The sequence below is a fragment of the Amycolatopsis orientalis DSM 43388 genome, from assembly GCF_000411975.1.
Lineage (GTDB): Bacteria > Actinomycetota > Actinomycetes > Mycobacteriales > Pseudonocardiaceae > Amycolatopsis > Amycolatopsis orientalis_D.
This window is the reverse complement of record NZ_ASXG01000028.1, coordinates 1-14,184: the sequence shown is the minus strand read 5'-3', so window position 1 is coordinate 14,184 and position 14,184 is coordinate 1. Positions and strand designations below refer to the sequence as shown.

Annotated in this window: 11 protein-coding genes; 6 read left to right on the top strand and 5 right to left on the bottom strand. The window is 70.0% G+C overall.

The features are described from left to right. Window positions 1-28 precede the first annotated feature (28 nt). The 3 genes from L942_RS04670 to kstR all read right to left on the bottom strand — a co-directional run bounded on the left by L942_RS04670 (window position 29) and on the right by kstR (window position 4,732). A complete protein-coding gene (locus tag L942_RS04670) occupies window positions 29-1,183 on the bottom strand; it encodes an SWIM zinc finger family protein (RefSeq protein ID WP_037355340.1) in 1,155 nt (384 codons plus the stop codon). Continuing rightward, on the bottom strand, window positions 1,183-3,918 hold the full coding sequence (locus L942_RS04665; RefSeq protein WP_037355338.1) for a DEAD/DEAH box helicase: 2,736 nt from the start codon (window positions 3,916-3,918) through the stop codon (window positions 1,183-1,185). The genes L942_RS04670 and L942_RS04665 overlap by 1 nt, the downstream gene beginning before the upstream one ends. A 181-nt stretch (window positions 3,919-4,099) precedes the next feature. Beyond that, on the bottom strand, window positions 4,100-4,732 hold the full coding sequence (gene kstR, locus L942_RS04660; RefSeq protein ID WP_037355337.1) for a cholesterol catabolism transcriptional regulator KstR: 633 nt from the start codon (window positions 4,730-4,732) through the stop codon (window positions 4,100-4,102). A 150-nt stretch (window positions 4,733-4,882) separates the two neighbouring features. Here kstR and L942_RS04655 point away from each other — a divergent pair, with 150 nt between their 5' ends. Continuing rightward, window positions 4,883-6,883: an acyl-CoA dehydrogenase family protein gene (locus tag L942_RS04655; protein WP_037355336.1), complete on the top strand. Its 2,001-nt coding sequence runs from the start codon at window positions 4,883-4,885 to the stop codon at window positions 6,881-6,883. 59 nt (window positions 6,884-6,942) lie between these two features. Here the strand turns inward: L942_RS04655 and L942_RS04650 are convergent, their stop codons facing one another. Continuing rightward, window positions 6,943-7,779: an LLM class F420-dependent oxidoreductase gene (locus L942_RS04650; RefSeq protein WP_037355334.1), complete on the bottom strand. Its 837-nt coding sequence runs from the start codon at window positions 7,777-7,779 to the stop codon at window positions 6,943-6,945. Between the two features lie 108 nt (window positions 7,780-7,887). On the opposite strand from L942_RS04650, the gene L942_RS04645 reads away from it, so the two are divergent. Next, a complete protein-coding gene (locus L942_RS04645; RefSeq protein ID WP_037355333.1) occupies window positions 7,888-8,592 on the top strand; it encodes a class I SAM-dependent methyltransferase in 705 nt (234 codons plus the stop codon). Window positions 8,593-8,596: 4 nt separating this feature from the next. Here the strand turns inward: L942_RS04645 and icmF are convergent, their stop codons facing one another. After that, a complete protein-coding gene (gene icmF, locus L942_RS04640; RefSeq protein WP_037355331.1) occupies window positions 8,597-11,836 on the bottom strand; it encodes a fused isobutyryl-CoA mutase/GTPase IcmF in 3,240 nt (1,079 codons plus the stop codon). Between the two features lie 122 nt (window positions 11,837-11,958). Between icmF and L942_RS04635 the strand changes: the two genes are divergently transcribed. From L942_RS04635 to L942_RS04620, 4 genes are all read left to right on the top strand, one after another. Then, window positions 11,959-12,291, top strand: a complete 333-nt coding sequence (locus L942_RS04635) for an ArsR/SmtB family transcription factor (protein ID WP_037355329.1) — start codon at window positions 11,959-11,961, stop codon at window positions 12,289-12,291. After that, window positions 12,288-12,725 carry an SRPBCC family protein gene (locus L942_RS04630; RefSeq protein ID WP_037355326.1) on the top strand — a complete coding sequence of 146 codons (438 nt, stop codon included), beginning with the start codon at window positions 12,288-12,290 and terminating at the stop codon, window positions 12,723-12,725. The genes L942_RS04635 and L942_RS04630 overlap by 4 nt, the downstream gene beginning before the upstream one ends. Continuing rightward, on the top strand, window positions 12,722-13,372 hold the full coding sequence (locus L942_RS04625) for a DUF899 domain-containing protein (protein ID WP_037355324.1): 651 nt from the start codon (window positions 12,722-12,724) through the stop codon (window positions 13,370-13,372). The genes L942_RS04630 and L942_RS04625 overlap by 4 nt, the downstream gene beginning before the upstream one ends. Window positions 13,373-13,458: 86 nt before the next feature. Continuing rightward, window positions 13,459-14,022: a dihydrofolate reductase family protein gene (locus tag L942_RS04620; protein WP_037355323.1), complete on the top strand. Its 564-nt coding sequence runs from the start codon at window positions 13,459-13,461 to the stop codon at window positions 14,020-14,022. Window positions 14,023-14,184 lie beyond the last annotated feature (162 nt).

Below are 14,184 nucleotides of genomic sequence, written 5' to 3'. Positions count from 1 at the left end.
ACCGTCTCGTTTCGCGAGTGCACTCGAGTCAGCTCTCCGCGGGGTAGGCGAGGTCGACCGGCTGCTCGGCCGGAGGCCCGTCCGGCCACCACTGCCCGGCCACCCGCACGAACCGGTACCACCGGCCGTCCCGTCCGTACCGCAGCTGCACCGGACCGGCCGTCACCCGGTTGCGCCACACCTTCACCTCCCCCGGCAACTCCGCGAGTTCCGCTCGCGCCACCGCCAGCGGGCCTGGGCCGGGACTCCACACGTCCCGCAGCGCCGCCAGCCCGCTCCGGCCCGCTTCCCGCCACGCCTGCGCGGCCACGATCAGCTCCGACGGCGCGACCTGCGCGGCGGCCGCCAAGCCGAAGACGTCCGCGCCCGGACGAGCGGCGCGACGCGCCAGGTCCTCGGAGAAAGTCAAGTCCGCCAAGGCATCCTGGGTGTGCAGCAGGTCGAGTGCGAGCGCCGCGGCGTCGGCGGCCAGCGCGGCGAGCCCGGCGGACGTCAGCCCGGAGCGAGCGGGCGGGTCCAGGTCGAGCACGGCGGGCGGACCGGGCTCGCCGGGGAGGGCGGGCAACGGCGGCAGCGGCGCGATCCGCCGCGAGTACGCCTTCTTCGGCGTCAGCCCGACCTCTGGCGCCCGCGCCGGCCGAGCCGCGCTGGGAGTCCGCAACTCCCGCAGCTGAGCCAAAACCTCGTCCCGGCCCCGCCCGCGCAGGGTGAACAGCACGAACGGATCGGCATCGACCTCGTCCGCGACCAGGTAATACACCGCCGCCACGTGTTTGCACGGATTCGCGCTGTCCGGGCAGGAACAGCGCGGCCGCAGGTCGCCGGGACCGGGCAGCAGGTCGGCCCCGGCCTCGCGCGATTGGACGGCCAGTTCCTCCGGCAGCTCGCCGTCGAGCAGCGCCGCGGCATGCCCGAGGCGGCGGCCGGCGACGTCGAGCAGCTTGTCCCATTCCGCCGCGCTGAACTCGCGCATCCGGATCGCGACGCGGTACGGATCCGGCCGGCTGCCCCGCACCCACGCGGTGATCTCGCCGGGACGGATCGACAGCTCGTCCACGACGCCCTTGCGCGCGTACGTCCGCCCGCGCGGCAGCCGGTTCGGGTCCAGTTTCGCGCGCTGCTCCAGCGCTTCCACCCACGCCCGGCCCCACCACCGGCGCCCGAACGTCCGCCGCGGCGGCATCAGCCGCTCCCGAGCCGGACGAGGTCGGCGAGCTGGTCGTCGGACAGTTCGGTGATCCAGTCCTCCCCCGCGCCGACGACCGCGTCGGCCAGCCCGCGCTTGGTTTCCAGCACCGCCGCGACGCGTTCCTCGAGCGTGCCTTCGGCGATCAGCCGGTGCACCTGCACCGGCCGGTCCTGCCCGATCCGGTACGCGCGGTCGGTGGCCTGGTCCTCGACCGCCGGGTTCCACCAGCGGTCGTAGTGGATCACGTGCGTGGCCCGGGTGAGGTTGAGCCCGACGCCGCCCGCCTTGAGCGACAACAGGAACACCGGCACCTCGCCGGACTGGAACGCGGCCACCATCTCGTCGCGCCGCTTCGGCCCGGCCTCCCCGGACAGCAGCGCGGTGGGCAGCCCGCGCTCGGCGAGCCGCCGCTCCAGCAACCGGCACAGCCGCACGTACTGGCTGAACACCAGCACGCTCTCGCCCTCGTCGAGGATGACGTCCAGCAGTTCCTCGAACGCGGCGAGCTTGCCTGAGCGTCCGCTGAGCACGCCGGTGCTTTCCTTGAGGTAGTGCGCCGGGTGGTTGCAGATCTGCTTGAGCTCGGTGAGCAGCTTCAGCACCTGGCCGCGCCGCTGCACCCCTTGCGCCTCCCGGATCTGCGCGAGGTTCTCGCGCACCACCGCCTCGTACAACGTGGTCTGCTCGGCGGTGAGCGGGACGTACCGGTCGGTCTCGGTTTTCCTCGGCAGCTCCGGCGCGATGTCCGGGTCGGTTTTGCGGCGGCGCAACAGGAACGGCCGGACCGTCGCGGCGAGCCGTCCGGTGACCGTCTCGTCGCGGTCCCGTTCGATCGGCCGCGCCACCGTTCGCCGGAACTTCTCCAGCGGGCCGAGCAGCCCCGGCGTGGTCCAGTCGAGCAGCGACCACAGCTCGGTGAGCCGGTTCTCCACCGGCGTGCCGGTGAGCGCCACGCGAGCCGCCGCGGGCACCTGCCGCAGTTCCTTCGAGGTGGCGGACAACGGGTTCTTCACATGTTGCGCTTCGTCCGCGGCGACCATTCCCCAGTCCACTTCGGACAGCAGTTCCCGGTCGCGGCGCAGCACCCCGTACGTGGCGAGCACGACCTCGTCCGCGGCCAGGTCGTCGAGATGCCGCCCGCCGCCGTGGAACCGGCGGACCGGCACGTCCGGCGCGAACTTGCCGAACTCGCGTTCCCAGTTGCTCAGCAACGACGTCGGGCACAACACGAGCGTCGGCCCCGCCTTCCGCGGCCGGCGATGCAGGTGCAGCGCGATGAGCTGGATCGTCTTGCCCAGGCCCATGTCGTCGGCGAGGCAGGCGCCGAGGCCGAGGTCGGTCATGGCGACGAGCCAGCCCAGCCCGGCCCGTTGGTACGGACGCAAGGCGGCGGTGAGCCCCGCCGGTTCCTCGACGGGCGCGGGTTCCCTTTCCCGCAGCCGTTCGGCGAGCCCCGCCAGCGCCGGTTGCGGGGCGAACTCGACTCGCTCGCCGTCGACCTCCAGCTCCCCGGTGAGCGCCGCGGCCAGCGCTTCCGCACCGGTGAGCCGCGACCGGCGAGCCCGCATCCGCGCCAGCAGCGCGGGATCGAGCTTCACCCACTGCCCGCGCAACCGGACCAGCGGACGTTTCGCTTCCGCGAGCGCCGCTACTTCCTCGTCGGTGAGTTCGCTCCCGCCGAGGCTCAACCGCCAGCGGAACTCCAGCAGGCCGTTGAGCGGGAACGCGGGACCGGATTCGCTCGCCGGGGCCTGCGTGACGCTCGCCTTCGCCCGGACCTCTCCGGAAAACAGATCCTTGGGCCACAAGACTTCGATGCCCGCGCCGCCCAAGTCCCGGGCACCCGTCCCGAGCAGGTCGACGACCTCGTCGTCGGACAGCGGCAGCGTGGTGGGCGCCGGTTCGGACAGGATCCGGCCCAGCGGCGGCCAGGCCCGGGCGCCTCGCCGCAAACCCAGCAGCAGCTGCGTTTCCACCTGGTCGCCCAGCCGGTGCAGGACCGCTTCGGGCGCGTCCCAGAGCGTGGCCGCTTCGACCACCAGGCTCGGTTCGAGAGTGGAACGGACAGCCAGGACTCCGGAGAACTCCTCGTCGGTCGCTTCGATCCGCAAGAGCAGCTGCGCACCGTCCGGACCGCGGGCTTCCAGCTCGGCGAGCCAGGCCGCGCCGTCCGGATCCAGCAGCGTCGGCTGGGTTTCCGCGAACGCCGCCCCGCCGGAGCCGACCGCCGCCGCCGGACTCCGCACCAGCACGTCCGCCGCCGCGTCCCACACCGCGCGGACCAGCGATTCCGGCGAGTGCAGTCGGATTCGCTTGACGCCGGACAACGGCAGCGCGTGCGCTTCCGGCGGCAACGCGGCCGCGAGCCCGCGCAGGAGTTCCTCGTCCGCCGCGTCGAGCGGACCGACTCGCCAGGTCCCGAGCCCGCTCGGAGTGGCCGCCGGACGCAACCGCCCGCGCGCCACCAGATTGACCCCGGCGTTGACCACGGCCGACCACGCCGCCAGCGCCGGACTGGCCTCGTCCGGCGCCACGAGCAGCCGCGGGATGGCCTTCGCCAGCGGCACGAGCCGCGCCACCACCTCGGTCCGGGCGAATTTCCCGCCGCCGGGCAGGACGAGCTGGATCGGGGTGTCCCCCTCGATCTCGTCGCCCCACAGCGCCAGAACTCCCTCTCGCGGGGGATCCGAGGGGAGGTAGGTGGCTTGGGTGGTCTGGTCGAACTCCACTCCGGCACGGTATCGCTTGGGGCTGACAATTCGGCTCGTCGCCTGGCGGCGACATTGCATATGGGGTGGCGTGGGGCACCCCGAAGCTTGATTGTGCTGACGGTCTTGGGGTGCAGGGCCAGGGCTGGGTGCCTTGGTGAGTTGAGTGGGGTGGCTGCGGATCGCTGGGGCGTGAGGACGGCTACTTGTCCAGGAGCAGGTGGACGGAAAGCTCCAGCCGGGTCGCTACGTCCGCCGCTGACGCGCGCCGGGTCACCCAGGCGACCAGGTTCGCCATCCACACGTCGGCCACCACGTGGAAGATGTCGCGGTCGGACTCGGTGGGCTCGTCGATGCCCATCGCGCTCGCGAACATGTCCTCCATCAGGCGGCCGACCAGCTCGACCTCGGCGGCCGCGGACGTGTCGGCGAACATGAACGCGCGCACCATCGCCTCGGTCAGGTGCGGGTCGCGCTGCATCAGCCGGGTATTGCGGCCCAGCACGAACATCAGCCGCTCGGCGGGGGTGTCTCCGGGGATCGCGCTGCGCTGGATCTTCTCGTGCGCGGCCTCGAACTGCTGCGCCAGGCCCGACACGAGCAGGTGGATCTTCGACGGGAAATACCGGTACAGCGTGCCCAGCGCGACGTCGGCCTTCTCCGCGACCGCGCGCATCTGCACCGCGTCGTAGCCACCCTTGGAGGCCAGCGCGAGCGTCGCGTCGATGATGCGGCGGCGGCGGTCCCGCTGGGCCGCGGAGCCCAGTTCCTCGCCCATCGCGCCGAGGCCGTTCGCCCGCGTTTTGGCCGCCGGCGTCTTCGCCTTCCCCGGCATCGCCCTTCCCCTCTGCCTTACGGAACTCGTTCCAGTTTCCGGGTAAGCGTACCTGCCCTGGAGAAAGGTTCAACTCTCGACCGCCTGGCGGAAAAACTGTAACACGTTCTACACTCGCCAGTAGCTCCGTACCCCGCGAGGAGGAGACCGATGCCGGTCGCGCTCACCGAAGACCAAACCGCGCTCGCCGCCGCCGTGCGGGACTGGGCGGCGGCACACGATCCGGTCGCGGCGGTGCGCGCGGCCGAAACCACGGGCGCCAGTCTGCCGGACGGGTTCTCCGCGCTCGGACTTACCGGCATCGCGTTGCCCGCGTCGGTGAACGGCGCGGACGGGACTGTCGCAGATCTCGCGGCAGGGCTCGCCGCCGCGGCGGAAGCGCTGGTTCCGGGACCACTGCTGAGCACCGCGCTGGCCGGGTTGCTGCTCGCGGAGCCGGCGAAAGAACTCGCCGCCGAGATCGCGGACGGCACCGCACAGGTCGCGGTGCAGCTGGAAGAATCGGCACCCATTCCGGGCGCGAGCGCTGGCTCGTGGTTGCTTGTTCCACGCGGCGAACAGTATGTCTTGGTCCCGCCCGGCGCGGCAGTGGAACCATTGGCGCCCTTCGATTTCTCCCGGTCGCTCGGGCGCGTCGAGGCCGACGTGTCCGGCGAGGTGCTGAACTTGCCGGACGTCCGCGATCTCGCCGCGACGCTCGCGGTCGCGGAGGCGGCGGGCGTGGCGCGCTGGTGCCTCACGACGGCCGTCGAGTACGCGAAGGTCCGAGAACAATTCGGCCAGGTGATCGGCGCTTTCCAGGCGGTGAAACACCTTTGTGCGGAGATGTTGTGCCGCACCGAAGCGGCTGAGGCGTTGGCGTGGGACGCGGCCTCGGCAGTCGACGACCCGCTGGCGGTCGCGAGCGCTGCCGCGGTGGCGCTGGACGCGGCCGTCGAGAACGCGAAGGACTGCATCCAGGTGCTCGGCGGAATCGGGTTCACCTGGGAACACGAAGCACACCTGTACCTCCGGCGCGCCCTGGCGTTGCGGCAGTGGCTTGGCGGCTCCCAGCGATGGCGGAAGCGGGCCGCGGACTTGGCGCTGGCCGGAAAACGGCGGACGCTCGGGGTCAACGTCGGCGAGGACGCCGAGATCACCCGGCTGGTCGCGGAAATCGCGGCCCTGCCGGAAGAAAACCGCCGCACGGCGCTCGCCGACTCCGGATTGCTCGCCCCGCACTGGCCCCGGCCGTACGGTCTGGGCGCGGACGCGGCGACACAGCTGCGCATCGACGCCGCGTTGACCGCGGCGAACATCCGACGGCCGGACCTGGTAATCGGCGGCTGGGCGGTGCCGACAATCCTCGCGCACGGCACCGACGACCAACGCGAACGCTTCGCCAAGCCGACGCTGCGCGGTGAGGTGACCTGGTGTCAGCTGTTCAGCGAGCCCGGTGCCGGTTCGGATCTCGCGTCGCTGCGCACCGTAGCGCGCCGCACGGACGGCGGCTGGCTGCTGACCGGGCAGAAGGTGTGGACGTCGCTCGCCCATGAGGCGGATTGGGCGATCTGCCTCGCGCGCACGAACCCGGAGGTGCCGAAGCACAAGGGAATCACGTACTTCCTCGTCGACATGCGCGCCGACGGGATCACGACGCGGCCGCTGCGCGAGATCACCGGACGGAGCGTGTTCAACGAGGTTTTCCTGGACGACGTGTTCGTCCCGGACGCCGACGTCGTCGGCGAACCCGGCGCGGGCTGGAAGCTGGCACGCACGACGCTGGCGAACGAACGCGTCGCGCTGGGCCGAGGCTCGGCGGTGGGCGAGAACGTGGAGGAACTGCTGGACTCCGCGCCCGAGGACGTGGATCGCGACCGGCTCGGCGCGTTGATCGGACTGGGCAGCGCGTGTTCGGTGCTCGACCTGCGCGCGACGCTGCGGAGGCTGGACGGGCTCGGTCCCGGCGCGGAATCGTCGGTCGCGAAGCTGCTCGGGGTGCGACATCGGCAGGAAACGGCCGAGTTCGCGCTCGATCTCGCACCGGAACTGGTCGCGGAAACCCCAGCGGCGCAAGAGTTTCTGCTCACCCGCTGCCTGTCCATCGCGGGCGGCACCACTCAGGTCCTGCTCTCCGCCGCCGCGGAACGCGTGCTCGGCCTGCCGCGCTGAACGTCCGTGAAGGGCTCCTTGCGGGAATCAGATTCCTTCAAGGAGCCCTTCACGGCACGTCACTCGGCCCGGAACGCGGCAGCGAGCCGGGCGTATTCGTCCAGCAGCGACAGCGTTTCCGCCTCCGGCAGGGTCGGCAGCATGATCCCGTAGTGGTTCAGCCCGGCATCGGCGTACTGCTTGATCGCGTCCGCGTCGGCCGGTCCGCCGAAGAGCGTCGACGGCAGGTCCGCGCGCCCCGCGTCGGCGAGGCGCTGCCGCACGCGACGCACGTCGTCCGGCGACACCGCCGGGTTCGGGATCCAGCCGTCGCCGTACTCCACCAGCCGCTTCAGCGCCGCGTCGCTCGCGCCGCCGACGTAAATCGGCGGATGCGGCTTCCGCACCGGCTTCGGCCACGCGAAGAACGGGTCGAAGTCCAGGTGCTTGCCGTGGAACTCGGCCTGCTCCTGGGTCCAGATCTCCTTCAGCACCTGGATCTGCTCGTCCAGCAGTGCGCCGCGGGTCTTCGGATCGGTGCCGTGGTCGACCATTTCCTCCCGGTTCCAGCCGGCTCCGACGCCGAAGACGACCCGTCCGCGCGACACCAGGTCGAGCGACGCCACCTCCTTCGCGGTGTGGATGACGTCGCGCTGGATCAGCAGCGCCACGCCGGTGCCCAGCAGCAGGTTCGAGGTGTTCACCGCGGCCGCGGTCAGCGCCACGAACGGGTCGAGAGTGCGGTAGTAGATGCGCGGCAGCTCGCCCCCGCTGGGGTACGGCGTTTCGCGGCTCGCCGGGATGTGCGAGTGCTCCGCGAGGAAGAGCGACGCGAACCCGCGCTCCTCCGCTGCCTCGCCCAGCACGTCGGGCCGGATGCCTTCGTCGGTCACGAACGTCGAGATCCCGAATTCCATGCCTCCTTCTACTCCGCGGATCGGGCAGGTATTCCCGCGGAGTGTTGACAGATCACCGGCCTCGTCCGCTAGCGTTAAATCATCACCCGTTGAATAGGGAGGCTCCGAATGGACGTGACGGACGTCGACTTCGAGGACATGTACCAGGGCAAAACCCCGATCGGGGACAAGATGCCCTGGGACATCGACGGCCCGCAGCCCGCGGTGGTCGCGCTCGAAGCGGACGGCGGTTTCCACGGCGAAGTGCTCGACATCGGTTGCGGCCTAGGCGAAAACGCGCTGTACCTCGCGTCTCGCGGACACCGCGTGACCGGTCTCGACGGCGCGCCGACCGCACTCGCCCGGGCCCGCGAAACAGCCGCGAAGCGCGGTTTGGACGTCACCTTCGCCCAGGCCGACGCGACCCGGCTCGATGGCTACGAAGGCCGCTTCGACGCGGTCCTCGACAGCGCGCTCTACCACTGTCTCGACGAAGAGCAGCGGCACGCGTACGTCGCGGCGCTCGTGCGCGCGACCAAACCCGGCGCACGGCTGAACATCTTCTGCTTCTCCGACGCCGTACCGGCGAACTTCCCAGTGCCGTACCGGATCACTGAGCAGAATCTGCGCGAAACGGTCGGCAACGGCTGGACGATCACCGTACTCGAACAAGCCGTGTACACCACCGCGATGAGCCGCGAAGGCCTGATCGCCGCGGTCTCCGCCGTCTCGGAGGGCGAACGGCCGGACCCGACCGCGCTCGACGCATTGGACGTCGACGAGCAGGGCCGGGTCCTCGTCCCGATGTGGCGGCTGGCCGCCGACCGGGCGTGAGCGGTCAGACGTTGCGCCGGTACTGGCCGCCGACCTCGAAGAACGCCTCGGTGATCTGACCGAGCGAGCACACCCGCGCGGCATCCATCAGCACGTCGAACAGGTTGCCGCCGCGGGTGGCCGCTTCGCGCAGCGCCTTCAGCGCCTGCTGGGCCTCCTCGCGGTGCCCCTGCTGGAACTGCGCCAGCCGGCGCAGCTGGGACTGCTTCTCGTCCTCGGTCGCGCGGGCCAGCTCCACCTCGACGTCGTCCTCGCCCGCCTTCGGGTTGCGGAAGGTGTTGACGCCGACGATCGGCAGCGAACCGTCGTGCTTCTTGCGTTCGTACAGCAGCGATTCGTCCTGGATCCGGCCGCGCTGGTAGCCGGTCTCCATCGCGCCGAGCACGCCGCCGCGTTCGGAGATCCGGTCGAACTCGGTGAGCACGGCCTCCTCGACCAGGTCGGTCAGCTCGTCGATGATGAACGACCCCTGCAGCGGGTTCTCGTTCTTCGACAGGCCCCACTCCTTGTTGATGATCATCTGGATGGCCATCGCGCGGCGCACCGAGGACTCCGAGGGCGTGGTGATCGCCTCGTCGAACGCGTTGGTGTGCAAGGAGTTCGCGTTGTCGTACAGCGCGCACAGCGCCTGCAGCGTGGTGCGGATGTCGTTGAAGCTCATCTCCTGCGCGTGCAGCGACCGGCCGGACGTCTGCACGTGGTACTTGAGCTTCTGCGACCGGTCGTTCGCGCCGTACCGCTCGCGCATCGCCACGGCCCAGATCCGCCGCGCGACCCGGCCGAGCACCGAGTACTCCGCGTCCATCCCGTTGGAGAAGAAGAACGACAGGTTCGGCGCGAAATCGTCGATGTGCATGCCGCGCGCCAGGTACGACTCCACGTAGGTGAACCCGTTGGCGAGCGTGAAGGCCAGCTGCGAGATCGGGTTCGCCCCGGCCTCGGCGATGTGGTAGCCGGAGATCGACACCGAGTAGAAGTTGCGCACCCCGTGCTCGATGAACCACTCCTGGATGTCGGCCATCATCCGGAGGCTGAACTCGGTGGAGAAGATGCAGGTGTTCTGGCCCTGGTCTTCCTTGAGGATGTCCGCCTGCACGGTGCCGCGGACGTTGCGCAGCGTCCACTCGCGCAGCTGCGCGGCCTCAGCCTCGGACGGCTCGCGCCCGTGCTCCTCGCGGAACGCGGCGAGCTTCTGGTCGATCGCGGTGTTGAGGAAGAACGCGAGGATCGTCGGCGCGGGGCCGTTGATCGTCATCGACACTGACGTGTTCGGCGCGGTCAGGTCGAAACCGTCGTAGAGCGCCTTCATGTCGTCCAGCGTCGCGATGGAGACGCCGGAGGTGCCGACCTTGCCGTAGATGTCCGGGCGGGTGTCCGGGTCGTGGCCGTAGAGGGTGACCGAGTCGAACGCCGTCGACAGCCGCTTGGCCTCGGAATCCGCCGACAGCAGCTTGAACCGGCGGTTCGTGCGGAACGCGTCGCCCTCGCCGGCGAACATCCGCGCCGGGTCCTCGCCCTCGCGCTTGAACGGGAACACCCCCGCGGTGTACGGGAAGTAGCCGGGCAGGTTTTCCCGGCGCAGGAAGGAAAGCAGCTCGCCGGACTCGGTGTAGCGCGGCAGCGCGACCCGCGGGATCCGGTTGCCGGACAGGGTTTCCCGCCACAGCTGGGTGTGCAGCTCCTTGTCGCGGATCTTCACGACCAGCTCGTCTTGCCGGTATTCCTCGGCGAGCGAGCGGAACCGTTCGAGCAGGTTGGCGGACTCGCCGTCCACATCGGACTCCGCAGCGGCGAGCAAGCCGTCCAGCGCGTCCGTGCTGGCGTCCACTTCGGACAGCGCGGCCTTGGCCGCGGCCAGGTGGTCGCGCTTGCGGACCGCGGCGACCTGCTTCTCGGTCTGCTCGTGGTATCCGCGCACCGTCTCGGAAATCTCCGCGAGGTAGCGCGCCCGGTTGCCCGGGATGATCGTGCTGGCGTCCGTCGACACCTTGCCCGAAACCTCCGGCAGCGTACCGGCCGACACCGACAGTCCGCGTTCGGCGAGCTGGTCGCGCAGGTGCTGGTACAGCGCCGTCACGCCGTCGTCGTTGAACTTCGCCGCACTCGTGCCGTACACCGGCATGTCCTCCGGCGCGGACCCGAACGCCTCGCGGTTGCGCACCAGCTGGCGCGCGACGTCGCGCCGCGCGTCCTCGGCGCCGCGCCGCTCGAACTTGTTGATCGCGACCACGTCGGCGAAGTCGAGCATGTCGATCTTCTCCAGCTGCGACGCGGCGCCGAACTCCGGCGTCATCACGTACAGCGACTCGTCCACGTAGTCGACGATGCCCGCGTCGCCCTGGCCGATGCCCGGCGTCTCCACGATCACCAGGTCGAACCCGGCCGCCTTGCAGGCCAGGATCGATTCCTTGAGCCCGGCCGGGATCTCGCCGCTGGTGGTGCGCGTGGCGAGCGAGCGGAAATACACCGGCGAACCGTCCAGGCAGTTCATCCGGATCCGGTCGCCGAGCAGCGCGCCGCCGCCCTTGCGCCGCGACGGGTCCACCGCGAGCACGGCGATGCGCAGCTTGTCTTCCTGGTCGAGGCGGAAGCGGCGGATGAGCTCGTCGGTCAGCGACGACTTGCCGGAACCGCCGGTGCCGGTGATGCCGAGAACCGGCACCCGCCGCTTTTCGGCGGCCTCGGTGATCGCCGACAGCCATTCGGCAGGCAGGTTTTCGCGCTGCAGCTGGGTGATCACCCGCGCGAGCGCCGGCACCTCGCCGGACAGCAGCTTGTCGACCGAGGCGGGCGGCTGTGCGGACAGGTCGCTGTCGCAGGCCTTGATCATCATGTTGATCATGCCCGGCAGGCCCATCTCGTAGCCGTCTTCCGGCGAGAAGATCCGGGCCACGCCGCGCGAATGCAGCAGGTCGATCTCCTCGCGCACAATGACGCCGCCACCGCCGCCGAACACCTTGATGTGCCCCGCGCCGCGCTCGTTCAGCAGCTCGACGAGGTAGCTGAAGTACTCGACGTGCCCGCCCTGATAGGCGGAAATGGCGACGCCCTGGACGTCCTCGGCGATGGCGGCCGTGGCCACCTCGTCGACGGAACGGTTGTGGCCCAGATGGACGACTTCCGCGCCCTGGGACTGCAGGATCCGCCGCATGATGTTGATCGAGGCGTCGTGGCCGTCGAACAAGCTGGATGCCGTGACGAACCGGACCGGGTTCGCGGGACGGTACAGGTCGCTGCCGCTCATCCTCTCAATTTACTAGGACTTCCTACTATTGGAAACCCGAGCCCGCAGTGACCCGGCTCTCAAGGGTTGACATCCGGACTATATTCAACCTGTCAGTTAATTAACCAACCGATTGAGTACCGATGCCGACAGACCAGCTGAGCACCACCTTCGCCGCGCTGGCGGACCCGACCCGACGCGCGATCCTCGCCCGTCTGACCGAGGGCGAGGCCACCGTCAACGAGCTGGCCGAGCCGTTCGAGGTGAGCCTGCAGGCGGTGTCGAAACACCTGAAGGTGCTGGAGCAGGCGGGATTGATCAGCCGGGGCCGCACCAGGCAATGGCGGCCCTGCCGGCTGGAAGCGGGACCGCTGGCCGACGTCGCCGGGTGGGTCGCGGAGTACCGGCGGTTCTGGGAGTCCGGCTTCGACCGCTTGGACGAGCACCTGCGGCAGCTGCGGGAGGGAGCCGAATGAGCGAGCTGACCATCGTGCGGGTCTTCGACGCCCCGCGGGAGCTGGTGTTCCAGGCCTGGACCGACCCGGCGCACCTCGCGAGCTGGTTCGGCCCGCACGGCTTCGTGGCGTCCGAAACCAGCACGGACCCGCGTCCCGGCGGCGCCTGGCACAGCCGGATCACCAGCGCCGAGCACGGCGTCGACCGGCGGGTGTCGGGCGTCTACCGCGAGGTCTCCGCCCCGTCCCGGCTCGTGTTCACCTTCCGCTGGCAGCATCCGGAGGACGAAGTCGGCGAAACCCTCGTCACGATCTATTTCGCCGAATTGGCCGGGAAAACCTCGATGACGTTCCATCAGGCTCCGTTCCCGGACGAAGCCGAGCGCGACGGGCACCGCGATGGCTGGCAGTCCGGTTTCGAAGATCTCGACCGCATCCTGGAGGAATTGAAATGACCGTCGCACTCCCCCGCGTCGTCTCGCCCGCGGAATGGGCCAGCGCCCGGGAAGCCTTGTTGCGCAAGGAAAAGGAACACACCCGAGCGGGCGACCGGCTCGCCGCCGAGCGCCGCCGAATGCCGATGGTGCAGTACTCGAAGCAGTACGCATTCACCGGCCCGGACGGCACGCACAGCCTGCTGGACCTCTTCGAAGGCCGCCGTCAGCTGATCGTCTACCACTTCATGCTCGGCCCCGGGAACGAAGCGGGATGCCCGGGCTGCTCGATGCTCGTGGACTCCATGGGTCATCCCGCCCACCTGCACGCACGCGACGTCACGCTGAAAATCGTCGCGCCCGCGACGCCGCCGGAGATCGAGCGGTACTGGGCCCGGATGGGCTGGACGGTTCCGTGGGTTTCGGCCGCGGGCACGGATTTCCCGGCGGACTGCGGGATCGACGGCGGCTTCGGTGTGAGCGTCTTCCTCCGCGACGGCGAAGACGTCTACCGCACCTACTTCACCGACGGCCGCGGCGGCGACCAGTTCGTCTCCACCCTGCGCTACCTGGACGTCACCCCGTTCGGACGGCAGGAGGCGTGGGAGGAAGAGTCCCGCGGCACCGACGCCCCGAGCAGCTGGTGGCGGCGGCACGACGAGTACTGAAAACTTCCTGGCGCGACGATGTCCGGTCGGCCGTGGCGGCTCCGACTCCCTGGTGACCACCTGCCCACCACGGAAGCGAGCCCGCCATGGCCGACCTGGTCTATCTCGTCCACACATCGCTCGACGGCTGCGTCGAAGGCCCCGCCGGAGAGTTCGACTGGCCCCTGATGGGCCCGGAACTCTCGGACTACGCGAACGAACTGTCCGAGCGCGCCGCGATGTTCGCCTACGGCCGCCGCGTCTGGGAAATGATGTCGAGCTATTGGCCGGATGCGGAGTCCATTTCGGACCATCCGCACGATCTGGCCTTCGCCCCGCTGTGGCGGAAGAAGCCGAAGCTGGTCTTCTCCCGCACTCTGCCCTCAGCAGACTGGAACACCCAGATCGCCAACGGCGACCTGACCGAAGAAGTCGCCCGGCACAAGGCAGCCGCGGACGGCGACATCGTCCTGATGGGCGGCTACGCACTAGCCGCCGAACTGGGCCGCCGAGGGCTCATCGACGAATACCTGGTCTGCGTCCACCCGGTGCTCCTGGGCGGAGACAAACGCCCCTTCGCCGAAGCCGCCGACCGCACAACCCTGGACCTGCGGGAAACCCGCACCTTCGACAACGCCGTCGTCCTGCTCCGCTACCACACGAAGCACTAACCGCCGTCGCACCACCCACTCGACCCAGCACCCGGCCGCTACCCAACCCGACCACAACGCCCGGCCGCACTACCCAACCCGACCCCAACGCGGGATCGCGTCGGCGTGTGGAGGGGCAGTGTGCACGGCCCCCCGGGCCGGGCGCACTGCCCCTCCACACGC